The 21,657-nt window shown below is 65.0% G+C and carries 27 protein-coding genes and 1 tRNA gene; 12 read left to right on the forward strand and 16 right to left on the reverse strand.

Going from position 1 to position 21,657, the window contains the following annotated elements; all coding sequences use genetic code 11:
• Window positions 1-103 precede the first annotated feature (103 nt).
• The 4 genes from CVM52_RS03350 to dctP all read left to right on the forward strand — a co-directional run bounded on the left by CVM52_RS03350 (window position 104) and on the right by dctP (window position 3,992).
• Window positions 104-688 carry an ABC transporter ATP-binding protein gene (locus CVM52_RS03350; RefSeq protein ID WP_240620850.1) on the forward strand — a complete coding sequence of 195 codons (585 nt, stop codon included), beginning with the start codon at window positions 104-106 and terminating at the stop codon, window positions 686-688.
• A 333-nt stretch (window positions 689-1,021) separates the two neighbouring features.
• Complete coding sequence (locus CVM52_RS03355; RefSeq protein ID WP_100161184.1) at window positions 1,022-1,516, forward strand: TRAP transporter small permease subunit; 495 nt, start codon at window positions 1,022-1,024, stop codon at window positions 1,514-1,516.
• Window positions 1,517-1,521: 5 nt separating this feature from the next.
• A complete protein-coding gene (locus tag CVM52_RS03360) occupies window positions 1,522-2,844 on the forward strand; it encodes a TRAP transporter large permease (protein WP_205964858.1) in 1,323 nt (440 codons plus the stop codon).
• A 65-nt stretch (window positions 2,845-2,909) separates the two neighbouring features.
• Window positions 2,910-3,992: a TRAP transporter substrate-binding protein DctP gene (gene dctP / locus CVM52_RS03365; RefSeq protein ID WP_100161185.1), complete on the forward strand. Its 1,083-nt coding sequence runs from the start codon at window positions 2,910-2,912 to the stop codon at window positions 3,990-3,992.
• Between the two features lie 140 nt (window positions 3,993-4,132).
• Here dctP and CVM52_RS03370 read toward each other — a convergent pair whose 3' ends face one another.
• Genes CVM52_RS03370 through CVM52_RS03385 form a run of 4 tightly spaced genes read right to left on the reverse strand, consistent with a single transcriptional unit; the run spans window position 4,133 to window position 8,416 of the window.
• Window positions 4,133-4,693, reverse strand: coding sequence for a DUF3833 domain-containing protein (locus CVM52_RS03370; protein ID WP_100161186.1), 561 nt, complete (start codon window positions 4,691-4,693; stop codon window positions 4,133-4,135).
• Window positions 4,690-5,916 (reverse strand): MFS transporter, encoded by a 1,227-nt coding sequence (locus tag CVM52_RS03375; protein WP_100161187.1) that lies wholly within the window; start codon window positions 5,914-5,916, stop codon window positions 4,690-4,692. Before CVM52_RS03375 ends, CVM52_RS03370 begins: the two co-directional genes overlap by 4 nt.
• 60 nt (window positions 5,917-5,976) lie before the next feature.
• Window positions 5,977-7,134 carry an SAM-dependent methyltransferase gene (locus tag CVM52_RS03380; protein WP_100161188.1) on the reverse strand — a complete coding sequence of 386 codons (1,158 nt, stop codon included), beginning with the start codon at window positions 7,132-7,134 and terminating at the stop codon, window positions 5,977-5,979.
• A complete protein-coding gene (locus CVM52_RS03385; RefSeq protein WP_100161189.1) occupies window positions 7,085-8,416 on the reverse strand; it encodes an NAD(P)/FAD-dependent oxidoreductase in 1,332 nt (443 codons plus the stop codon). The genes CVM52_RS03380 and CVM52_RS03385 overlap by 50 nt, the downstream gene beginning before the upstream one ends.
• Before the next feature lie 148 nt (window positions 8,417-8,564).
• Between CVM52_RS03385 and CVM52_RS03390 the strand changes: the two genes are divergently transcribed.
• Both CVM52_RS03390 and CVM52_RS03395 read left to right on the forward strand, forming a co-directional pair.
• On the forward strand, window positions 8,565-9,338 hold the full coding sequence (locus CVM52_RS03390; protein WP_100161190.1) for a DUF1365 domain-containing protein: 774 nt from the start codon (window positions 8,565-8,567) through the stop codon (window positions 9,336-9,338).
• Window positions 9,335-10,060: an SDR family NAD(P)-dependent oxidoreductase gene (locus tag CVM52_RS03395; RefSeq protein WP_100161191.1), complete on the forward strand. Its 726-nt coding sequence runs from the start codon at window positions 9,335-9,337 to the stop codon at window positions 10,058-10,060. Before CVM52_RS03390 ends, CVM52_RS03395 begins: the two co-directional genes overlap by 4 nt.
• A 9-nt stretch (window positions 10,061-10,069) precedes the next feature.
• Here the strand turns inward: CVM52_RS03395 and CVM52_RS03400 are convergent, their stop codons facing one another.
• From CVM52_RS03400 to CVM52_RS26775, 3 genes are all read right to left on the reverse strand, one after another.
• Window positions 10,070-10,705 carry a ChrR family anti-sigma-E factor gene (locus tag CVM52_RS03400; RefSeq protein WP_100161192.1) on the reverse strand — a complete coding sequence of 212 codons (636 nt, stop codon included), beginning with the start codon at window positions 10,703-10,705 and terminating at the stop codon, window positions 10,070-10,072.
• Window positions 10,702-11,241, reverse strand: a complete 540-nt coding sequence (locus CVM52_RS03405) for a sigma-70 family RNA polymerase sigma factor (protein ID WP_306372746.1) — start codon at window positions 11,239-11,241, stop codon at window positions 10,702-10,704. Before CVM52_RS03405 ends, CVM52_RS03400 begins: the two co-directional genes overlap by 4 nt.
• A gap of 264 nt (window positions 11,242-11,505) precedes the next feature.
• Window positions 11,506-11,589: transfer RNA gene (locus CVM52_RS26775), tRNA-Tyr, on the reverse strand.
• A 124-nt stretch (window positions 11,590-11,713) separates the two neighbouring features.
• Here CVM52_RS26775 and rlmB point away from each other — a divergent pair.
• Complete coding sequence (rlmB, locus tag CVM52_RS03410; RefSeq protein WP_100161194.1) at window positions 11,714-12,484, forward strand: 23S rRNA (guanosine(2251)-2'-O)-methyltransferase RlmB; 771 nt, start codon at window positions 11,714-11,716, stop codon at window positions 12,482-12,484.
• On the opposite strand, the gene CVM52_RS03415 is transcribed toward rlmB, so the two are convergent.
• Window positions 12,435-13,331: a hypothetical protein gene (locus CVM52_RS03415; protein WP_100161195.1), complete on the reverse strand. Its 897-nt coding sequence runs from the start codon at window positions 13,329-13,331 to the stop codon at window positions 12,435-12,437. The two genes, rlmB and CVM52_RS03415, sit on opposite strands and share 50 nt — an antisense overlap.
• Window positions 13,332-13,547: 216 nt before the next feature.
• On the opposite strand from CVM52_RS03415, the gene CVM52_RS03420 reads away from it, so the two are divergent.
• Entirely contained in the window at window positions 13,548-13,997 is a 450-nt protein-coding gene (locus CVM52_RS03420) for a YHS domain-containing (seleno)protein (protein ID WP_100161196.1), read from the forward strand.
• Window positions 13,998-14,173: 176 nt separating this feature from the next.
• Complete coding sequence (locus tag CVM52_RS03425) at window positions 14,174-14,644, forward strand: CoA-binding protein (RefSeq protein WP_100161197.1); 471 nt, start codon at window positions 14,174-14,176, stop codon at window positions 14,642-14,644.
• 142 nt (window positions 14,645-14,786) lie between these two features.
• On the opposite strand, the gene CVM52_RS03430 is transcribed toward CVM52_RS03425, so the two are convergent.
• From CVM52_RS03430 to hisA, 5 genes are all read right to left on the reverse strand, one after another.
• The gene (locus tag CVM52_RS03430) at window positions 14,787-15,101 is read right to left on the reverse strand and encodes a phosphoribosyl-ATP diphosphatase (protein WP_100161198.1); all 315 of its coding nucleotides are present in this window, start codon (window positions 15,099-15,101) and stop codon (window positions 14,787-14,789) included.
• The gene (hisF, locus tag CVM52_RS03435; RefSeq protein WP_100161199.1) at window positions 15,098-15,859 is read right to left on the reverse strand and encodes an imidazole glycerol phosphate synthase subunit HisF; all 762 of its coding nucleotides are present in this window, start codon (window positions 15,857-15,859) and stop codon (window positions 15,098-15,100) included. The genes CVM52_RS03430 and hisF overlap by 4 nt, the downstream gene beginning before the upstream one ends.
• Window positions 15,860-15,888: 29 nt before the next feature.
• Window positions 15,889-16,368, reverse strand: a complete 480-nt coding sequence (locus CVM52_RS03440) for a DUF2867 domain-containing protein (protein ID WP_100161200.1) — start codon at window positions 16,366-16,368, stop codon at window positions 15,889-15,891.
• A gap of 82 nt (window positions 16,369-16,450) precedes the next feature.
• Window positions 16,451-16,642, reverse strand: coding sequence for a hypothetical protein (locus tag CVM52_RS03445; protein WP_100161201.1), 192 nt, complete (start codon window positions 16,640-16,642; stop codon window positions 16,451-16,453).
• A 23-nt stretch (window positions 16,643-16,665) separates the two neighbouring features.
• Window positions 16,666-17,388: a 1-(5-phosphoribosyl)-5-[(5-phosphoribosylamino)methylideneamino]imidazole-4-carboxamide isomerase gene (gene hisA / locus CVM52_RS03450; RefSeq protein ID WP_100161202.1), complete on the reverse strand. Its 723-nt coding sequence runs from the start codon at window positions 17,386-17,388 to the stop codon at window positions 16,666-16,668.
• 129 nt (window positions 17,389-17,517) lie between these two features.
• Here hisA and CVM52_RS03455 point away from each other — a divergent pair, with 129 nt between their 5' ends.
• Window positions 17,518-17,916 carry a DUF2147 domain-containing protein gene (locus tag CVM52_RS03455; RefSeq protein WP_100161203.1) on the forward strand — a complete coding sequence of 133 codons (399 nt, stop codon included), beginning with the start codon at window positions 17,518-17,520 and terminating at the stop codon, window positions 17,914-17,916.
• A 1-nt stretch (window position 17,917) separates the two neighbouring features.
• Here the strand turns inward: CVM52_RS03455 and hisH are convergent, their stop codons facing one another.
• On the reverse strand, window positions 17,918-18,556 hold the full coding sequence (gene hisH / locus CVM52_RS03460; RefSeq protein ID WP_100161204.1) for an imidazole glycerol phosphate synthase subunit HisH: 639 nt from the start codon (window positions 18,554-18,556) through the stop codon (window positions 17,918-17,920).
• Window positions 18,557-18,673: 117 nt separating this feature from the next.
• On the reverse strand, window positions 18,674-19,261 hold the full coding sequence (gene hisB, locus CVM52_RS03465; protein WP_100161209.1) for an imidazoleglycerol-phosphate dehydratase HisB: 588 nt from the start codon (window positions 19,259-19,261) through the stop codon (window positions 18,674-18,676).
• A 198-nt stretch (window positions 19,262-19,459) separates the two neighbouring features.
• On the opposite strand from hisB, the gene CVM52_RS03470 reads away from it, so the two are divergent.
• Window positions 19,460-19,699 carry an Lrp/AsnC ligand binding domain-containing protein gene (locus tag CVM52_RS03470; RefSeq protein ID WP_100161205.1) on the forward strand — a complete coding sequence of 80 codons (240 nt, stop codon included), beginning with the start codon at window positions 19,460-19,462 and terminating at the stop codon, window positions 19,697-19,699.
• Between the two features lie 123 nt (window positions 19,700-19,822).
• Window positions 19,823-21,394: an MFS transporter gene (locus CVM52_RS03475; protein ID WP_100161210.1), complete on the forward strand. Its 1,572-nt coding sequence runs from the start codon at window positions 19,823-19,825 to the stop codon at window positions 21,392-21,394.
• 39 nt (window positions 21,395-21,433) lie between these two features.
• Here the strand turns inward: CVM52_RS03475 and CVM52_RS03480 are convergent.
• On the reverse strand, window positions 21,434-21,657 hold a 224-nt coding region (locus CVM52_RS03480; RefSeq protein ID WP_205964859.1), incomplete at its 5' end, for an adenosylcobinamide-GDP ribazoletransferase.

Consider the following 21,657-nt stretch of genomic DNA (forward strand, 5'->3'; position numbering starts at 1 on the left):
CTGTTTCGCGGTGTTTCGGGCGGGCGCGTGAGGCGCCCGCCTTTCGTTACCACCTTGCTACAAATGTCTCATCCTCCGTTCACCAAGCAGGCATAGGGCGCCGTTGGACGAGCCGCTGTCGGCGCTGGATGCCAAGATCCGCGTGTCGCTGCGCGACGACATCCGCAGCATCCAGCGTGAATTGGGGATCACCACGATCTTTGTCGCCCATGATCAGGAAGAAGCCCTGTCGATCTCGGACCGCGTCGTCGTCATGTACCAGGGCCGCGCCGACCAGATCGGCGTGCCGGCCGAGATCGACAACCGCCCCGACACCCGGTTTGTTGCCGGCTTCGTCGGCCATCTGAACACTTTCGAGGCGCAGGTCGGGGAAAACGGCGCAGTGCGCTTTGCCGGGCACAGCCTGCCCGGCAAGGCCGCGACCTTGAGGGCCGGCGCAGCGGTCACCGTTGCGCTGCGCCCCGAGACATTGTCGCTGGCCCCGCGAAACGGCGATGACCTGCGGGTCGAGGGGCGGGTGCTACACACCAGTTTTCTGGGCTCGGTGATCCGCGCCCAGGTCGAGGTGGCCGGGCAGGCGGTGTCGGTCGACCTGTTCAACCAATCCAATGGCGGCGACCTGCCACAGCCCGGACAGGACCGGGCCCTGTGGTTCTCGCGTGATGATCTGCTGGTGCTGCCGGCCTGAGCGTAATTTCGGGATCGGGCAGCCGGTTGCGCCGGCGGCTTTGTTCGGCACACAGATCGGTTTCTCAACGGTCCGTGACCCGGAACGCGGTTGCTGGGATTCGTTGATGTCCTGCGTTTCCCGCGTCGGAGAACGCCTGGAGACTCATCAAAAATTTGTGAGTATCTAGAAGGCGTTCGCCAAAAACGCGCTCATTCTTCGAAACAAGTTAAAGAATCTTTCGCGCCAAGCTGTTCGCCTCGAAATCGCGCGTTGACACTTCTCGGCAAGGTCAGCAGGGTGCACGCAGCGGCGCCGCGAAAGCAGAAATGACAACCGGCGGGAGGGGACATTTTGATTATCCGTGCGATAGATGCGGTTAACGAAACCGTTGGCAGGGTGGTGAGTATCATCGCCGTGGTTTTTGCAGCGATCATTATCTATGACGTCATCCTGCGCTATGTCTTCGAAGAGCCGACACGCTGGGCCTTCGACGTCACCAAACAGCTGTTCGGGTTCTACTTTGTGATGTTGGGCGGCTATGCGCTGCGCCACCGGGCGCATGTGCAGGTCGACATCCTGACCGAACGGCTGGGCCCCAATGCGCTGCGCGTGGTCGAGGTTCTGGGCTATATCATCTTCTTTTTCCCGTTCACCTGGGTCTTCGTGACCCGGTCTTGGGAATTTGCCCTGCGGTCATGGAACCAGGGCGAGACCACGTATGGCGCGATTCAGATGCCGGTCTATCCGCTGAAGATGGCGATGTGCGTGGCGGCGGGCCTTCTGTTGATCCAGGGAGTTTCCGAAGTGCTTAAAATTCTTCTCGGCCAGCGGCCGGAACAGGAGTGACAGGCATGAGTCCGGAAATCCTTGCCGCCCTGATGTTCGGCCTGCTGGTGCTGGGCCTGTTCATGGGCCATCCGCTGGCCTTCGTGCTGGGCGGCACCGCCGTGCTGACCGCGGTGATCGCCGGCAAGCCGATGGTGCTGGGCATCGTCATCAACCGCATTTTCGGCGATGTGCTGGACAATTTCACCCTGATCGCGATTCCGCTCTTCGTGCTGATGGCCCGGTTCCTGTCGGATTCCGGTGTCACCGACCGGATGTTCGAATCGTTGCGCTTGCTGCTCAGCCGGGTGCGCGGCGGCCTGGCGCTGGCGGTTGTCTTCATCTCTATCCTGCTGGCGGCCACCACCGGCATCATCGGCGCATCGATCACCGTGATGGGGGTGATGGCGCTGCGGCCGATGCTGCAATATGGCTATGCCCCGACGCTGACCACCGGGGTGATCGCCGCCTCGGGTTGCCTCGGCATCCTGATCCCGCCCTCGATCATGTTGATCCTGATGGCCAGCTACTCGCCGCTGTCGGTGGGTGAACTCTTTGCCGGGTCGATGATCCCCGGCGTGCTGCTGGGCCTGAGCTATGCGCTCTATGTCTACGTGATCTCGGTCCTGCGCCCCGATCTCGCCCCGGCGGTCGAACCCGATGAAAAGATCGGCCGCGGCGCGCTGCTGCGGATGCTGGCATTCGAGGCGATGCCGCCGCTGGTGCTGATCTTCGGCATTCTCGGCTCGCTTCTGGCCGGGATCGCCACCGCCACCGAAGCCTCGGCCATCGGCGCGGCGCTGGCGCTGGTGATCGTGATCGTGCGCGGCCGGTTCGAATGGGCGACCTTCTACAGCGCCTTGCTGGAAACCGGGCGCACTTCGGCGATGATCCTGTTCATCGTGGTCGGTGCCACCGCCTTTACCGGAGTGTTCAACATCACCGGCGGCCTGCGCGCCACCCAGGAAATCATTCGCGGCCTCGACATGGAGCCCTGGATGCTGCTGACCATGATGATGTTCATCGTCTTCCTGCTGGGCGCCTTCCTGGACTGGACCGGCATTGTGCTGCTGTCCTTCCCGATCTTCCTGCCCATCGTGCAGGAAATGGAGGGGGTCAGCCTGCTGTGGTTCGTGGTGCTGATGGCGGTGGTGCTACAGACCTCGTTCCTGACGCCCCCCTTTGGATATGCCCTGTTCTATCTGCGGGCGATTGCGCCGCGCGACGTGCGCACCGGCCAGATCGTTGTCGGGGTGTTGCCCTTCATCGTGCTGATCGTGGTGATGTGTTTGCTGGTTGCGCTTTACCCGTCGCTTGTCACCTGGCTGCCGGCCGCACTTTACGGCTGAGGCGGCGCGTCCTGTCCCGGCGGCTTGACGTGCCGGGACTAAATTTATCGAGAGGAGATTGACCCATGACCATAAAAGCCTTGACCCTTGGCGCGGCATTGGCCGCCACCGCGGGTCTGCCCGCGCTGGCCCAGCAAAGCTGGACCATGACGACCACCTGGCCGTCGTCGCTGGAACTGATCGAGACCGACAAGAAATTCGTCGAACTGGCCAACAAGCTGACCGCCGGCGAGCTGAGCATCGAGTTCTTCGAAGGTGGCGCGCTGGTTCCCGCGGGCGAAGTCTTCGGTGCGGTCGAATCCGGCACCATCCAGGCCGGTGGCGACTGGCCGGGCTACTGGGCCGGCCGCGACGCGGCCTTCTCGCCGCTGGCGACCACACCCTCGCTGTTCAACGCGGTCGATTACGTCAACTGGATCCAGCAATGGGGCGGTGCCGATCTGTATAACGAGATCTATGGCAATTACGGCATGGTCTATCTGCCCTATGGCGTGACCAACAATGAATCCGGCTTCCGCACCAATGAACCGATCGTGACCCTGGACGACCTGCAGGGCAAACGTCTGCGCCTGTCGGGGCTTGAGCAGGGCAAGCTGCTGGAGCGGCTGGGCGGCAATCAGGTATCGATGGCCGGTGGCGAGATCTACCAGGCGCTGGAACGCGGCGTGATCGACGGCGCGGAATTCTCCACCCCGAATGTCGACTGGTCAGCCGGGTTCCAGCAGGTGACCGACTATTGGGCAACGCCGGGCTGGCACCAGTCGGCCTCGATCTTCGGCGTGATGATCAACAAGGCCTCCTGGGACGCGCTGAGCCCGGAGACGCAGGAAAAGCTGCAGATCGCGGCGGATGCAACCCTGCTGTGGTCGCTGGCCTTCACCGAAAAGCGCGCCACCGAAGCCTATGCCGAGTTCAACGAAGCGGTGGAAATCAACCGCTATGACGATGAAACCCTGGCGCAGGTTCAGTCGATGGCCAACGAGGTCATCATCGAGACCGCCTGCGAGAACCCGAACTCGGCCAAGGTTTATCTGAGCATGATCGAGTATCTGGAGGATTACGCCCAGTGGCGCGATGCCTCGGCGCCCTACAACCTCGGCCGTTCGCCGGATGGCCCCGACGCGCAGGCGCTTCGCGACTGCATGTAAGGGCAAGCCCCTAACACGCGAATGCCCGTCGCAACCGCGGCGGGCATTTTTCGTTTCTAACCGCCGGTACGGCGCCGGACGTGGTGTTTGTCACGGGTCTCCGATGGCAGTTCCTCTTGGCGCCGCCCGCGCGCGGCCCGTCACTGCGGCGCTTCGGCCACCGGGCGCATGGTGGCGACCAGTTCCGCAACCTTGATCCCGTATTTGCGCATTTCCGACTTGTTCATGATCACGCCGTCTTCGGTCAGATACAGCCAGTCCGTCGCGTTCAGGGTATGGCCGCCGGCATCCTCGGGCAGGACGATGGTATAATGCAGCCGCACCGTCGCACCGGATAGCGTGCCTTGTGCTTCCCCAATGATATCATCCGCCGTGGCGGTAAAGCTGTTGCCTTCGCCTAGGGTCAGGAACCATTTGCGCTCCTGCACCCGCCCGTTGGAATAGGTGAAACTTTCGCTCAGCGTGCCGGTATCGCCGTCCCATTCGCCGACCATCCGGGCGACAAAACTTGTCGACATTTTGCCGGTGGGTCCAAAGATCAGCCCTTCGGAGATCAGTTCACCCGACAGATGCTGTTTCAGCGAAAATGCCGGGCCGGTCTCGGCATAATCGGCGGGGTCCTGGGCGCGGAAGCTGAAAAACAGGGTCTTGGCCAGAACGGCCAGCAGCCCGAGGGCGAGCAGGAGGCTCACAAGTTTCATGCCGGTTGTTTCTCCGTGGGGAGCGTGAGGACCAGCGCCCAGGCGCCGAGTTTCAGCACGCAGGGCAGGACGGCATAGGCGATGGTGAGGCTGTGCAGGGCGGCGGCGCTGTTGGGCTGGCCGGGGCTAAAGCCGCTGCGTTCCAGCAGCGGCAGCACCGCGAAGGCGGCCAGCGCCAGCCCCAGCTTGCCGGCGAAGGACCAGATGCCGAAGGCCAGCGACGCCTTCAACCCGGCGCGGGTCAGCGCCACCGAGAACATCGCCGGCAACAGCACCATGTCGGCCCCCAGCGCCGCGCCCGAGGCGAGGCAGACCAGCGCGAAGCCAACCAGGTTGCCGGCCTCCAGGAAGGCCGCGCCGATAAAACCGAGGATCGCCAGCGGCATTGCCAGAAGCAGCGTCAGTTTCGCGCCCAGCCTGCGGCTGAGCCCGGTCCACAGCGGCACGCTGACCGCAGCGCTGAGAAAGAACAGGATCAGCAGCGGCCCGGACTGGCCAGTCAGTTGCAGGCGGTCTTCGACGAAGAACAGGAACAGGGTCGAGGTCAGCGCCACCGGCAGGCTGTTGACCAGCGCGATCAGCAGCAACCGCGTGGCTCCGGCTGCCTTCAGATCGTCCAACGACAGCCGATCGCCCAGCACCGCCGGACGGCGCCAGATCGGCGCGGTCAGCGCCGCGGTGGCCAGGGCGAAGACCCCTAGGCATAACCCGAAGGCGGCATAGCCTTGCCCGGCGGCGCCAAGCCCGGCCAGCAGCGTTGGCGCGATCGACGCCAGGATCACTCCGGCCAACATTCCGCCTTCGCGAAAGGCGGCAACGGTCACCAGGTCCTGCGATTCGGCGCGCCTGGCCAGCGTGGCGCTGCGCCCGTAGATCAGGATCATCCCCAGGCTGTAAGCGGAAAACAGCAGCAGCAGAATGCCGGTAAGCCGGGCGAACACACCGGGCCCGGCCTCCAGCGAAAACAGCAGCGGGAAGCCCAGTGCAAACCCGGCCGCCGCGGTGCAGGCAAAGACCAGCTGTGCCTTGGGCCAGCGGTCGATCATCCAGCCCAGCAGCGGGTCCTGCACCAGATCGACCACCCGGATCAGCAGCAATAACGTGCCCAGCGCCCCAAGGCCGATACCCAGCTCGACCGAGGCAAAGCGCGGCAAATGGATGTAGAGCGGGATGCCGCCCGCGGCCAGCATCATCGCATAGAGGCTGACACGCGGATACAGCATCACGATGCGGCGGCGCTGTCGGCGATGCCCCGGCCGTATCCGGCGCGAAACGCTGCTTGCCTAGGCATGGGCCAGTTCCACCTGGACCACATCGGTGTGACCGATGGAAAACGACGCGGCGCAGATTTCGAGGTAATATTTCCAGTTGCGGAAAAAGCTCTCGCCATAGCCCAGCTCGTCGATCCGGCGTTTCTGCGCGGTCAGCCGGCTGGCCCATTGCTGACAGGTGCGGGCGTAGTCGGGACCAAAGGCAAACGTGTCGCGAATACTCAGCCCGGCCTTTGCCGCCTGATCGGCGATCACCCCGTCCGACAACAGCATGCCACCGGGAAACACGTATTGGCGGATGTAATCCGACGAGGTGCGATAGCTTTCGAAGACGTCGTCCCGCACGGTGATCGCCTGCAGCAGAACCCGCCCACCTTCGGCCAGGCTGCGTTTCAGCGTGGCGAAATAGCTGGGCCAATAGCGGGTGCCGACCGCCTCGATCATCTCGATCGAGACGATATTGTCGAACCGCCCCTCGACATCGCGGTAATCGCGCAGCTGGATCTCGGCGCGTCCGTCCAGCCGGGATTCGGCATAGCCATGCTGGTTGCGCGAAATCGTCACCCCGGTCACATCGCGACCCTGTTCCGCCGCGGCCTCGGCAAAGCCGCCCCAGCCACAGCCGATCTCCAGCAACCGCTCGCCCTCGCTCAACCGCGACAGCGCCCGGGCATTCTTGCGGCTTTGGCCGCGCGCCAGATCGTCATCCGACCCGTCGAACAGGGCCGAGGAATAGGTCATGCCCTCGTCCAGCCACAGCTGGTAGAACTCGTTGCCGACATCGTAATGCGCGCGGATATTCTTGCGCGACCCGCGCCGTGAATTGGCCCGCAGCACTGAATCCACCACACGGAATTTCAGCTTGTTCGCCAGGCTAGCCTGATCGTAGGTGCCCAGGTGATGGCGGTTGCGCATCGCCAGCCGAACAAACCCTTCGACCGAGGATGTGTCCCACAGCCCCTGCACATAGGCCTCGCCCAGGCCCACCTGGCCATGGGCGGCCATCGCCGACACCGCCGACCAGTCGCGGATCACCAGCTCGGCTTCCTCTCCGCTGGTGCCAAAACGATAGGTCGCGCCCTCTGGCGTGTGCAGGGTAAGGCGCCCCTCACGTAGACGATCACAAACCGACAGGAATTCCGATTTCAGGGCCTTGTCCGTAATACGCATCTTCGGTTCCTTCTGCTTGGTCTGCGGCGCCCAGGGCCCGGACGACGCGCATGGCGCTGGCGATGCCGTCCTCGTGGAACCCGTGCCTGAGATAGGCGCCGGCATACCAAGTATGATTCATCCCCTGCATCTCGCGCAATGCGCGTTGTGCCCGGATCGCGGTGGTGTCGAACACCGGGTGGGCAAATTCGGTGCTGTCGTAAATCTTGTCCTCGGGGATCGTGGAGGAGGGATTAAGAGTGACAAAAATTGGATCATTATCAGGTATTTGCTGTAGTCGGTTCATCCAGTAGGTGACCCCGACACGGCCCTGTTGCGCGCGGTAGGACCAGCTGGACCAACAGGCGCGGCGGCGGGGCATCTGCGCCGTGTCGCAATGCAGCACGGCGGTGTTGGGCTGATAGCGGATCGCGCCCAGCGCGGCCGCTTCGTGCACGCTGGCGTCATCGCCCAGGATCGCCAGCGCCTGGTCGGAATGGCAGGCAAAGATGATCTCGTCGAACTGTTCTGCGACGTTATCCTTGCAAAACACCCGCCCCCCCGCCGGGTCGCGGACGATGCCGGTGACCGGCGTGCCGGTGCGAATATCGCAGCCGCGCGCCGACAACGCGCTTTCCAGACGGCGAACATATTCGATGCTGCCGCCCTCGACGGTCCACCACTGGTGTTCCCCGGTCCCGGCCAACAACGCGTGATTGCGGAAGAACTGCACCAACGATCTGGCCGGGAACTGGTCGATCTCGGCCACCGGGGTGGACCAGATCGCGCCGCACATGGGCAGCAGATAGTGGTCGCGGAACCACCGGCCCAAGCGCAGATCGTCGATCAACTCGCCGATGGTGGTGTCATCGTCCTGCGCCGCGGCCTCGGCCTTGCGACCAAAACGCAGAATATCGGCGATCATGCCGAAATATTGCGGCCGCAGCAGGTTGCGTTTCTGCGCGGCGATGGTGCGCAGGTTGCTCAGGCCATATTCCAGTTTGCCACCATCAATGCTGACGCCAAAGCTCATGTTGCTCTTGATCACCGGCACGTCGAGCTCGCGGAACAGCTGCGTCAGGTTGGGATAGGTGACGTAGTTGAACACGATGAACCCGGTATCGACCGGCTGGTCGCCATTGCGGCCGGCCATCACCGTGCGGGCATGGCCGCCCAGGCGGGGTGATGCCTCGAATAGGGTGATGTCACAGGTGGGAGACAGGTAGTAGGCCGATGCAAGGCCGGAAATGCCGCCGCCGACAATCGCGATCTTTTTACGCGGGCCTTGCGTCTGATCGAACATGGGTTTCCCTAAGGTTTTGTTATTTGTGAGCGTTTACGTATCGCGCCCGACCTTGGATCAAAAAAAGAAAACCAATTTGTGGAAATTTCCCGCCGGCACGAGATCCAAAATGATCTGTCCGGGCGCGGGGGGCGTATAATTCAGTGATATGCTTGAACACATCCAGGGTCAGACCTTTCACGTCCGGCGCGGCGCATTGAAAAACGCCTTTCGCTATGGCGTCGACTATGTGCTGTGCGACCTCGACGCGCCGCTGAAACCGGTGGTTCTGTCGCGCAACCGGTTCAACCTGTGGTCGTTATGGGACCGTCACCATGGCGGCCCGCGCGGCACGGGTCAGGGGGTGGCGTGGTTCCGCGCGCTGCTGGCCGAACGGGGCCTTCCGCTGGAGGGAGTCGAGCTGCGGCTGCTGACCCAGCCATCCTTTCTGTGGTTCCATTTCAACCCGGTCAGCTTCTGGCTGTCGTTGCGCAACGATCAGGTCTGTGCCTTCGTGGCCGAGGTCAACAGCACCTTCGGCCAGCGCCACTGCTATTTCTGTGCCCATGAGGATTTCCGCCCGATCCTGCCGACGGACCGGCTGAAGGCCACCAAGCTGATGCATGTCTCGCCGTTCCAGACGGTGCAGGGCGATTATATGTTCAACCTCGCCTGGTCGCAGCGGGCGATCCATATCCGCATCTCCTATGAGAACGGCAGCCATGGCGTGCTGGCGACGTTGTCGGGGCTGCGCCGGCCGGCCACCAACCGGTCGCTGCTGTGGGCCGCGCTGCGCCGGCCGCTGGGCGCGGGGCGTGTGCTGGCGCTGATCCATTGGCAGGCGCTGATCCTCTATCTCAAGCGCGCGCCGTTCCTGAACCGCCAGCCGCCGCCCGCGACGCTGATCTCGCAGGGGCAAACCATGCAAGGGAACGCCGAATGAGTGAGTTTGCAAACAAGAGCTATTGGCTGATCGGCGCAAGCGAAGGCATGGGGCGGGCGCTGGCGCGCAAGCTCTCGGCCGAGGGCGCCTCGTTGATCCTCTCCGCCCGCAGCGCCGACCGGCTGAACGAACTGGCCGAGGAATTGCCGCGCGCCAGTGTCCTGCCTTTTGACGTGACCAAAATGGACGAGGTGCGCGCTGCGGTGGCCAAGGTCGGATCGGTCGACCGGGTGGTGTATAATGCCGGCGCCTATGATCCGATGCGCGCCACCGATTGGCAGACCGATGCCGCGCTGGCGATCTGCGATGTCAATTTCCTGGGCGTCATGCGGGTGATGGGCGAAATCGTCCCCGGCATGGTGCAGGCCGGGCGGGGCGATATCACGCTGATCGGATCGCTGGCCGGCTATCGCGGTCTGCCGGCGGCCATTGGCTATGGCGCCAGCAAGGCGGCGGTGATCAGCCTGGCCGAAACCATGCGCCACGACCTGCGTGGCACCGGGGTGGTGGTGCGGGTGGTCAACCCCGGCTTTATCAAGACCCGCCTGACCGAGAAGAACGAGTTTCGCATGCCGATGCTGATGAGCCCTGAGGAGGCGGCGCAAAAGGTGCTGAACGCGATGGCCAAGCAGCGGTTTCGCACCGATTTTCCAGCGCCGTTCTCCTGGGTGATCCGGGCGCTGGACTATCTGCCCGATCTTCTGGTCTATCGCGGCAAGTAGGCCGCCCCTTCAGATCCGGAACAGCGGCTGTAACAGGCGCGGCACGAATGCGCGAAAGCGCAGCGGCGCGTCGGTGGCGGCCAGGCAGATGCACGGATCGCCGGCATCGGCGACCGGCGTATGTTCCAGATCTTCGTTGGCAATTTCCAGGTCACCGACGCCATATCGGCCGGTTGCGTCCTGGAAACTCCCCTGCAACACCAGGGTCAGTTCCAACCCGCCGTGGCTGTGATCGGGCACCGCCTGTCCCGGCGGGATGTAGAGCAGCCGAACCGACCCCTCCGGCCCTTCCGACAGGATGTCCTGGCAGACTCCCATGCCCAACTTTTTCCACCGTGGCGGCCGGCCTTTCAATGCCGCCATCACCGGGCCGGGCAGTACGCCGGATTTTTGATATACAGGGTCGGGCCGGAACGGGTCGTCCAGATGCGACAGCAGGTGCGATTTCAACCCGTCCGAGACGGCCACCGGGGCCATGTCTTCCAACAGCATGCCGCCAATCGTCTGATGTGCCTCCAGGCTCGCCCGGCAGGCGGCGCACATGGACACATGGCTTGCCACCACCACGGAAAACGCGTGAGGCAGGGTGCCGGCGGCATAGGCAACCAGCATCTCTTCGGGAATATGGTGCCGGATGACACTCATGCTTTTAGATCCTTCAAGTCGTGCCTCAGGCGCTCCAGGCCCAGGCGAATACGTGATTTGATTGTGCCCAGCGGCAGGCCGGTCTGGTCGCTGATCTGCTGATGCGTCAATTCGCCGAGATAGGATTTTTCGATGATCTCGCGCTGCTCCAGCTTCAGCTTGGCCAGGGCGCGTTTCAGCTGTGCCGCCTCCTGGGCCAGCGCCAGCACCTGGCTGGCATCCGGTTCGCTGCCCGGCTCTTCCTTCAGCTCCTCGGGCATGGGCCGGTTTTCCCGGCGCATCAGGTCGATCTGACGGTTGCGGGCAATCTGGTAGATCCAGGCCGAAACCTGGGCGCGATGCGGATCGAACTGAGCCGCCTTGCGCCAGACCGACAACATCACCTCCTGCACCACCTCTTCGGCCTTGTCGGCAGAGGTGCCCGACCGCATGACAAAGCCCTTCAGCCGCGGTGCAAAAAAGTCGAACAGCGCTTCGAAAGAGGCGCGGTCGCGGGCATCGCGCACCGCCAGCATCCAAACCGTTTCCTGGGACAACTCCGTCTTATCCTGACCCACCTGAATCCGTCCGTTGTCCTGCGCAACCCTTCCGGGCTGTTCCCTGCACGCACTGTTATCGGTGGCCATCAGCATATCTTTGCTACGTCAGAAGCATAGGCGCGGATCACTTCAAACGAAGAAATTTTTTCGAGTGTCGCGCCACCTGCGGGATAGGGGCCAAGCGTGTCACCAGTTATCCCGGCCGCTTGGCCAGCGTCAGCCGACGATCGGCACCGAATAAGATACGCGGAAAGTGGAAAATGGTGGGCGACCCTGGAATCGAACCAGGCGTGCGTCTCCGCGAGGGAGTTACAGTCCCCTGCCACACCTTGCGGCCTGTCGCCCACACGACGCAGGCGCATTGCCTCCGACGTGGAGGCGTGATTACTAGCGGTCCAAAGGGGCGTCAACAGGAAAATCCGGCGGTTTGCCGGGATATGTGCAGGCGGCCGGGCCGGGGGCTGAGGCGATGAAAAAACCGAAATGGGTTGTGGAAAAGGAACAGGCGCGCAAGGCTGCGGCGTCCGAGACCGTATGGCTGTTCGGGATCCATGCGGTGCGCGACGCGCTGCTGAATCCGCGGCGCGAGAAACTGCGCCTGATCGTGACGTTGAACGCCCGTGACCGGCTGGGCGAGGCCATCGACCAGGCCGGGATCGAGCCCGAGATCGCCGATCCGCGCAAGTTTCCGGCGCCGCTGGATCCCGGCTCGGTCCACCAGGGCGCGGCGCTGGAGGCCAGGCCGCTGGACTGGGGCCGATTGGAAGAGGTCTGCATCGGCGCCGAGGCGCCGCGCGTGGTGCTGCTGGACCGGGTGACCGACCCGCATAACGTGGGGGCGATTCTGCGCTCGGCCGAGGTGTTCGGCGCCAGCGCGGTGATCGGCACCCGCCACCACGCGGCACCCGAGACCGGGGCGCTGGCCAAGACCGCCAGCGGCGCGCTGGAACGCCAGCCCTATCTGCGGGTGCGCAACCTGGCCGAAGCGATCGGCGCGTTGCAGGCGATGGGCTATCTGGTGCTGGGCCTGGATGGCGAGGCCGAGCTGACGCTGGACCAGGCGCTGGAAGGCCGCCGCCAGGGTGCGGTGGCGCTGGTGCTGGGGGCCGAGGGGCCGGGACTACGCGCCAAGACGCGCGAGGTGGTGGATCAACTGGTGCGGATCGATGCCGCCGGCGCCTTCGGATCGCTCAACGTGTCGAACGCGGCGGCGGTGTCGCTTTACGCCAGCCGGTCCTGACCGGCCGGGCCAGGGCCCGATCCTCGGGTTCGCGCAACAGCGGCAGCAGCCGGCCCTTGACCACCCAGGACAGACCGAAGGCGAATAGCGCCACGCTTTCGATCACGAAGACCGGCGGCAGGGCGGTGTCGACGCCATCGCCGGTCTGCCCGAAAAGCGGCAGCAGGGCCATGCAGGCGAAGATGACCAGCCCGCAGATCGTGTAGATGCGGTTGCGCCGCCGCTTGGCCACGCTCATCGCATAGCTGCCATCGGGATGGGCGATCACGCCCTCGCCATTGTTGCGCCGGAACGACCAGAGCGAGAAAAAGCCGAGGATGGCGAACAAGATACCGGCGCAGAGGAAATGGATCACCTGGGTGCCGATGGGCTGACCCAGGAGCGTGACATTGGGGAACAGCAGGTAGTCGTAAAACAGCTCGGGCACGGTGCTGCCCTCGGGACCTTCGCGATAGGTGACAAAGATCTGGCCGGTATAATGGCGGAGCGCGCAGCCGTCGCGCGCGGTGGGAAACAGCGCCACCCCCAGCGCCGCGGCGCCGGCCAGGGTGGCCAGCCGCCCGTCGGCCTTGCTGTGGCCGGGAAAACAGAACAGGAAGACGGCGATAAAGCCCATGGCAGCAATGAAGAGCGGGCCGAAAAACGGCACGTAATAGCTGTGGCTGATCGAACTGGGCCGGCAGAACGGCGCGATCCCGGTGCCGATATACAGCACCACCGGCAGGCAGAACGCCACCAGCCCGACATAGACCGCCAGCTGTTTCTGCCGCAGCGGGATCGGGTCGGGCTGGCGGAAGGTCCGGCTGTCAAGCTGGCCCTTCAGCAGGCTGTCGATGGGCGATTGCATGAAACTCTCCCTCGGATGGGCGGGGCGGTGCAGCACACCTTGCGGCTGTAATTCACCCATTAGGCGAATTTTGGGCAAGCAGACTCTATGCCGGGTTGCGGGGTGGGTATGTAACAAAGGTCACAGCTTGGCGTGGCCGCGCTCACATCGGCGTTTGGGGGCTTCTCAGCCGGGCGGTGCCATACCATTCTGTGTCCGGACCAACCGGAGAAAGACATGCTGACCCGCCGGACCTTTGTTGCCGCTGCCGCGCTGTTGCCCCTGGCGGGCGTCGCGCGCGCCAAGCCGCCGGTGGTCTGCGCCTTGGAGGGCGCCGCGATCGGCGGCTATGATCCGGTGGCCTATTTCACCGAAGGCGTGGCGCGGCGGGGCAGCGCCGAGCACCGGCTGAAATGGCGCGGCGCGGTCTGGCATTTTTCCTCGGCGCAGAATCGCGAGGTCTTCGAACGGATGCCGCGCGCCTATGCACCGCGCTATGGCGGCTATTGCGCCTATGCGATGGCGCGCGGCTTTGCCGCCAAGGGCGATCCGGACCTGTGGCGCATCCACAACGGCCGGCTGTATCTGGTGCATGACCGGCGGGCGTTGAACCAATGGCTGTCCGATATTTCCGGCCATGTCGAACGGGCCGATGGCAACTGGCTGGCGGTGCTGGGCCGCAAGTGATCCGCGCCCAGATCACAGTATTGCGATTTTCCCTTCACTTCTGACGGCTGGCTCATACATCAACTGCGACCGCGGGCCGGAACCCCGTGGTTGATATTACTGTCCCTCGTTCCGTACTTGCGCCCGGTTTGCTCCGGGCGCTTTTTTTGTCACGTAGAGCTGGGTAAGCTGCGGCCATGACAGAATATAGCGACTCCTTCCTCAGATCGGTGCTGACGCGAACCCGGGTGATCGCGGTGGTCGGCGTGTCGGCCAACCCGGTGCGGCCCAGCTATTTTGTGGCGCGCTACCTGGCGTTGAAAGGCTTCGAGGTGCATCCGGTGAATCCCGGCCAGGCCGGCAAAATGCTGTTCGGCCGCGAGGTGGTGGCATCATTGGAGGATGTCCGCGCCGAGGTCGACATGGTGGACATCTTCCGCCGGTCCGAGGCGGTGCCGCCGATTGTCGACGCGGCGCTGGAGGCGTTTCCCCGGCTGAAGACGATCTGGAAGCAGATCGGCGTCGAACACGCCGAGGCCGCGGCCAAAGCCGAGGCGCGCGGGGTGACGGTGATTCAGAACCGCTGCCCGAAGATCGAATACCAGCGCCTGTTCGGCGAGCTGCGCATGGGCGGATTCGCCACCGGGGTGATTTCGTCGAAACTGTAAGCGGCGTTGGCGGGCAAGAATTTTGCATTAAAATTCTTGGCGTTGCGCGGGGTGGCTGATGTGGAGCGGGCTGTCTGACCCCGCCCCGGACCGGATCCGGTGCGCCCCGAGCGCATTTTTGCAGACAAGAAGAAGCGGCGGGCTAGCCCTTGCGGGCGGCCTTTTCGGCGAGGCCGCTCTGGCCCTGGCGGCGGGCGAGTTCGGCCAGCACATCATCCAGCGTCACGTCACGCGCGGCCAGCATCACCAGCAGGTGATAGAGCACATCCGCCGCTTCGGCGGTCAGGCCGGCGCGATCGCCCTTGACCGCCTCGATAATCGCCTCGATGGCCTCTTCGCCGAATTTCTCGGCGCATTTCTCCGGGCCCTTGGCAAGGAGTTTGGCGGTCCAGCTGCTGTCCGGATCGGCGCCCTTGCGGGCGGCGATGGTGGCGGCGAGGGCGGCGAGGGTGGTCATGCCAGCCTCATCGGGATGCCGGCGGCGGCCATGTGCTGCTTGGCCTCGGCGATGGTGTAATCGCCGAAATGGAAGATCGAGGCGGCCAGCACGGCGCTGGCGCCGCCCTCGGTCACGCCCTCGACCAAATGGTCCAGCGTGCCGACGCCGCCCGAGGCGATGACGGGAATGTCCACCGCATCCGCAATGGCGCGGGTCAGCGGCAGGTTGAAACCGGCGCGGGTGCCGTCACGGTCCATCGAGGTCAGCAGGATCTCTCCGGCGCCCTTCGCCGCGACGGTGCGGGCGAATTCGACCGCGTCGATGCCGGTGGCGCGGCGGCCGCCATGGGTGAAGATCTCCCATTTGCCGGGGCGGACCGTCTTGGCGTCGATCGCCACGACGATACATTGCGCGCCGAAATGCGCTGCGGCCTCGGCCACCACCTCGGGATCGGCGACGGCGGCAGAGTTAAAGCTGACCTTGTCGGCCCCGGCCAGTAGCAGCGCGCGCACGTCATCGCGGCTGCGTACGCCGCCGCCGACGGTGAGCGGGATAAAACATTGCTCGGCGGTGCGCTGCACCAGGTCATACATGGTGCCGCGGTTTTCATGGGTGGCGTGAATGTCGAGAAAACACAGCTCGTCGGCGCCGGCGGCGTCATAGGCGCGGGCGGCCGCGACCGGATCGCCGGCATCGACGAGATCGACAAAGTTTATGCCCTTGACCACGCGGCCATCGGCCACGTCGAGGCAGGGGATGATGCGGGTCTTGAGCATGGGTGAACTGGTCTCCGGTTGCGCTCTCTCTACGCAGCCGGGTGCTCGGATGCAACGGCGGTTGCGCGCGCGACGCGCGCCAGGGCGTTCCGCGTGATCAGGACATGAAAGGGCATAACCGCCGCCAGATAGGCCCGCCCGCCCAGGTTATGCGGGCGGACCCAGGTGCCCATGTAAAGCAGGCGGCCCTCCCGGACCAAGCCGATGCGGAAATCGAGATGTCGGTCGTCAAAGCCCAGAACCATCTCGGCTTCGGTTTCGTGGACCACCGGAAACAGGCCGATCGCGGGAACGGACGGGGGTGCGACATGCAGACCAAAGGGGCGGACCAGCGCGTTGCGCACCCTCAGCAAACCGCGGGCCCAGCCGGGCATGGCCAAGGCGATTGCCGCGGCAGACTGCACGGAAAGCGAGGTTTCCGTGGCATATCCGTCAAGGAAATCGCCCCTGCGCCACAGTGCAGGCAGCCTCGAGGAGTCGGGCAGGGGGGTCTTGGTCACGGCGGTCATCGCGCGTCTCCGGCGGCCGGTATCTGCCCCCGACTTTCTACGCGGGGGGCGGCGGATGCCATGCGATAGGTGGTCGCGGTGCTCAGTTGGTTCGGCGGCGCCTGGCCCGGCGTACGAGGTCGGCCATGATCAGACAGACCAGCAGCAGGAACAGCACTGCGGCAACCGGCAGGGTGATCAGCATGAACCAGCCCGAGACCCCCATGGCATAGAGCGTCTGGCCGTGGTCGACACCGTCGATGACGCAGGGGTTGGCAAAACTTTCGTGCAGCAACGCACCTTAGGCGATGCGCCTGATCAATCCGCCAGGGCCGCCAAGGCCTGGCGCAGGTCGAGCGCGCCATCATAGAGCGCACGCCCCGAGATCGCGCCGTTCAGCGCCACGCCGCAATCGCGCAGCGCGATAAGATCGGCCAGAGACGAGACGCCGCCCGAGGCGATCACCGGGATCTGCACCGCGCGGGCCAATGCGGCCGTGGCCTCGACATTGGGGCCCTGCATGGCGCCATCGCGGTTGATGTCGGTATAGATGATCGCCGCCACCCCGGCATCCTCGAACGAGCGCGCCAGGTCGGTGGCATCCACATCGGTCTCTTCGGCCCAGCCCTTGGTGGCGACGCGGCCCTCGCGCGCGTCGATGCCAACGGCGACCTGGCCGGGAAAGGCCCTGGCCGCGTCGCGCACCAGGGCGGGATTTTCCACTGCCACGGTGCCCAGGATCACCCGTGCCAGGCCCTTGGACAGCCAGCTTTCGATGGTGGCCATGTCGCGGATGCCGCCGCCCAGCTGGGCCGGCACGTCGCAGGCGGCGAGGATCGCCTCGACCGGGGCGGCATTGACCGGTGTGCCGGCAAAGGCACCATTGAGGTCCACCAGGTGCAGCCATTCGCAGCCGGCCTCGACAAAGGCGCGGGCCTGGGCGGCGGGATCGTCACTGAACACGGTGGCCTTTTCCATCTCGCCGCGCAGGAGGCGCACGGCCTGGCCGTCCTTGAGGTCGATGGCGGGGTAGAGGATCATGAGCCTGTCACCTTTCCGATACGTCGGCGCGCTATCGCATATCGCGATTTTTGACGCAACGTGCGGCGCGCGCCGGGCTTGCCCCGGCATCGCAGCTGGGCGAGACTGGCGGCAAAGGGAGGATCAGGCATGAAATCAGCATTCTTCGGGCTCACACTGGCGGCGGCCCTGGGCGGCGCGGCGCTGGCCGATCCGGTGGACGGCACCTGGAAAACCGCCGAGGGCGAGACCGGCGGCTATCTGCATGTGACCATCGGGCCCTGCGGCGCGGCGATCTGCGGCACCATCGCCCAGGCCTTCGATGCCAGCGGCGCGGCTTCGGCCGATTACGCGCATCTGGGCAAAAAACTCATCTGGGACATGACAGCCGAGGGCGGCGGCGCCTATTCCGGCGGCACCATCTGGGCGCCCGATACCGACAAGACCTACCGGTCGAAAATGGCGCTGTCGGGCGACGCGCTGGAGGTCAAGGGCTGTGTCGCCGGCGGGCTGATCTGCCGCGGGCAGACCTGGACGCGGATTAAATAGTTCAGGGCGCCCAGCGCAGGAAATTGGCGATCATCCGCAGCCCGGTGGCCTGGCTTTTCTCCGGGTGGAACTGGGTGCCCACCATGGTGGCGCGCCCGATCACCGCGGTGACGTCGCCGCCATATTCCACATGCGCCAGCCGGTCGGCGGCGGTCTCGACCCGCACCTGGTAGGAATGCACGAAATAGGCGTGATCGCCGGTGGCGATGCCGTCAAAGACCGGATGCGGCGCGTTCAGCACCAGGTCGTTCCAGCCCATATGCGGCACTTTCAGCTGCGGGTTCGACGGCGTGATCTTGACCACGTCGCCCGGCACCCAGCCCAGCCCTGCGGTATCCTGGTATTCGCGGCCCCAGCTGGCCATCAGCTGCATGCCGACACAGATGCCGAGGAAGGGGCGGCCGCCGGTCTCCACCGCCTCGACCAGCGCGTCGAACAGCCCGGACTGGCCTTTCAGCGCGGCGGCGCAGGCGGGAAAGGCGCCGTCGCCGGGTAGCACGATGCGGTCGGCGCGCGCCACCACCTCGGCCTTGTCGGTGACCACCACCTCGCCGGCATCGACCTCGCGGGCCATGCGCTGAAACGCCTTTTCGGCGGAATGCAGGTTGCCGCTTTCATAATCGATAATGGCGGTCAGCATGGCAGGCTCCCGGTGGCTGATATCGGCGCCGGGATAGGCCAGCGCGGCGGGCTTGCCAAGGGGGCGCGCCCGGAACGGCCACCCATGACCGCCAGAAGCGCCCGCCGGCGGCTGCGGTCAGAGCGTGCCCTTGGTCGAGGGCACCGCATCGGCCTTGCGCGGGTCGGTTTCCACCGCCAGCCGCAGCGCGCGGGCAACGGCCTTGAACGCCGCCTCGGCGATGTGGTGGCTGTTAAACCCGTGCAGCTGGTCGATATGCAGGGTGATGCCGCCATGGGTGCTGAAGGCCTGGAAGAATTCGCGCACCAGCTCGGTGTCGAAACTGCCGATCTTGGCGGTCGGCATCTGCAGGTTCCACACCAGGAAGGGCCGGCCCGACAGGTCCAGCGCCGCGCGCACCTGGGCGTCATCCATCGGCAGGTGGCATTCGCCGTACCGGCGGATGCCGCGTTTGTCGCCCAGTGCCTGGGCCAGCGCCTGGCCCAGCGCGATGCCGGTATCCTCGACGGTGTGGTGGTCGTCGATATGCAGGTCGCCCTTGGCGCGGATTTCCATATCGATCAGCGAATGGCGCGCCAGCTGGTCCAGCATGTGGTCGAAAAAGCCGACGCCGGTGCTGTTGTCATATTGCCCGGTGCCGTCCAGATCGACGCGCACGGCGATCTCGGTTTCGGCGGTGGTGCGGCGGATTTCGGCGGTGCGCATGCATATATCCTTGTTGACCGGCGCCTTATAGGGCGGCGCGCGCTTCAATCCAAGCGCCGCGCGACGCAAACTTCGCGCCTGTCCCCCGCGGCCCACAGCGGCGCCCGCACGGCGGGCGAAGGGGATTGCACGCGGCACCGGCGCGTGCCAGCTTGGAGCCGGCCCCCGATATGGCCCAGACTTGCCGAAGAGTGCCCGATGACCACCTGCGTTTTCATCCAGATCCGCTGCAAACCCGGAACCACCTATACGGTTGCCGAGGATATCGCCCTGCGCGAGATCCATTCCGAACTGTATTCGACCAGCGGCGAATATGACCTGCTGATGAAACTCTACATCCCGCAGGGCGAGGATGTGGGCAAGTTCATCAACGACCATCTGCTGGTGATTCCGAATATCGAACGCTCGCTGACGACGATGACCTACAAGGTGTTCTGACCGGGCCGTGGGACCGACACGCTCCAATCTCCGCGATCGACGCCGCGCTCTTTGGCCGGGAGGCGGCCGGTGAGCGTTGCGGCAGGCTGGTTCGACCGGGTCTTTGTCGATCTCGGGCGGCAGATGCGCTGGTCGTTCCTGCCGCCGCTGATGGTCTATTTCTCCTACGGGGTGTCGGGGCTGACGGCGATTGTCGGCACCTTCTTCGTCAAGGATTACCTGGGATTGTCGGCGGCCTTCCTGGCCGGGCTGACCTTCTGGGCCGGCATACCCTGGGCGCTGAAAATGCCGCTGGGGCACCTGGTGGACCTCATCTGGCGCTGGAAGGCGGCTCTGATCTTCCTGGGCGCCGGCCTGATCGCCGCCAGCCTGGGCATCATGTACCTGCTGATCAGCCAGACCGCGATGATGGAGCAGATCCTGCCGCGGTCGGCCTGGTATGTGATGGCGGTGATTCTGGCGCCCTGCGGCTATGTGGTGCAGGACGCGGTGGCCGATGCGATGTCGGTCGAGGCGGTGCCGGTGGTGGACGATCACGGCAAGCCGATCCCCGAGGACGAGTCCAAGGCGATGCATACCACGATGCAGACGCTGGGCCGGTTCGCGCTGATCAGCGGCACCGTGGCGGTGGCGCTGCTGAACATCATCATGTTCGCCGGGGCCGAAGATCTTCCGCAGGCCGAGAAGCGCGCGATCTATGCACAAATCTACCTGATCGCCCTGGCGATCCCGGTGCTGTCGGTGTCGGGGGTCCTACTGGCGGCGATCGAGCGGCGGATGCGGGCGGCGGCGATGCGGGCGCGCGGGGTCGACGAGGCGGCGATCAACTCTGCCTTTGCCCGGCCGGGCGAGCCGCCCGAGATCAACCACTGGTATTTCACCGGCGGCCTGGCCTTCGTGGTGCTGACACTGGTTCTGGGCCTGGGCCAGGTGCCCTTCGCGCAGGAGCTGATCTTTGCCGGGTCGATGGCGGTAGTGGTGTTCCTGATGTTGCAGCTGACCCGGTCGCTGACCCCGCGCCAGGCGCGGGCGCTCTTCGGCACCGCGCTGATCATCTTCGTGTTCCGCGCGGTGCCGCTGCCGGGGCCGGGCTATTCCTGGTTCGCCATCGACGAGCTGCGCTTTGACGAACAGTTCCTGTCGGTGCTGTCGCTCATCACCTCGGTGCTGACGCTGGTGGGAATCATCCTGCTGCGGCCGCTTATGGCGAAATGGCCGATCACCAGCATCGTGATCCTGCTGAGCCTGGCGGCGGGCATTCTGTCGCTCCCCAATATCGGGCTGTTCTACGGCATTCAGGACTGGACCGCGCCGCGCACCGGCGGGGTGGTCGACGCCCGGTTTATCGCCATCATCGACACCGCGGCGGAATCGCCGCTGGGGCAGGTGGCGATGATCCCGATGCTGGCCTGGATCGCCCGCAACGCGCCCGCGCATCTGAAGGCGACGTTTTTCGCCGTGATGGCCTCGTTCACCAACCTGGCGCTGTCGGCGGCCAGCCTGGGCACGAAATACCTGAACCAGATATTTGAGGTGACACGCGAGGTGCGCGATCCAAACAGCGCAACCGTCACGGTTCCGGCGGACTATTCCCAGCTGGGTCCGCTGCTGATCACCGTTGCGGTGATCGGCGTGGCGGCGCCGCTGCTGACCATCGCGCTGGTGCAACGGTCCCGATTGCGCACGCAGGATTAGGGCGCCACCGCCACACCGCCCCGTTCCTGAACCGGCGCGTTAGATCTGCGCCGCAAGTCCCAGCAGCAGAACGATTTCTGACAACTGTTGTGCGGCGCCGAGGATGTCGCCGGTCTGTCCGCCGATCTTGCTGCGCGCCGTCGCCGCCAGCAGCAGCACCACGACCAGCGCCACCAGGGCCGGCAGCAGCAGCGCCCAGCCGGCAGCAAACAATGCCACCGCGCCGCCCAGCGTCAGCGCGGCGCAGACCGCAACACCGCCCG

Source organism: Pseudooceanicola lipolyticus (genome assembly GCF_002786325.1).
Lineage (GTDB): Bacteria > Pseudomonadota > Alphaproteobacteria > Rhodobacterales > Rhodobacteraceae > Pseudooceanicola_C > Pseudooceanicola_C lipolyticus.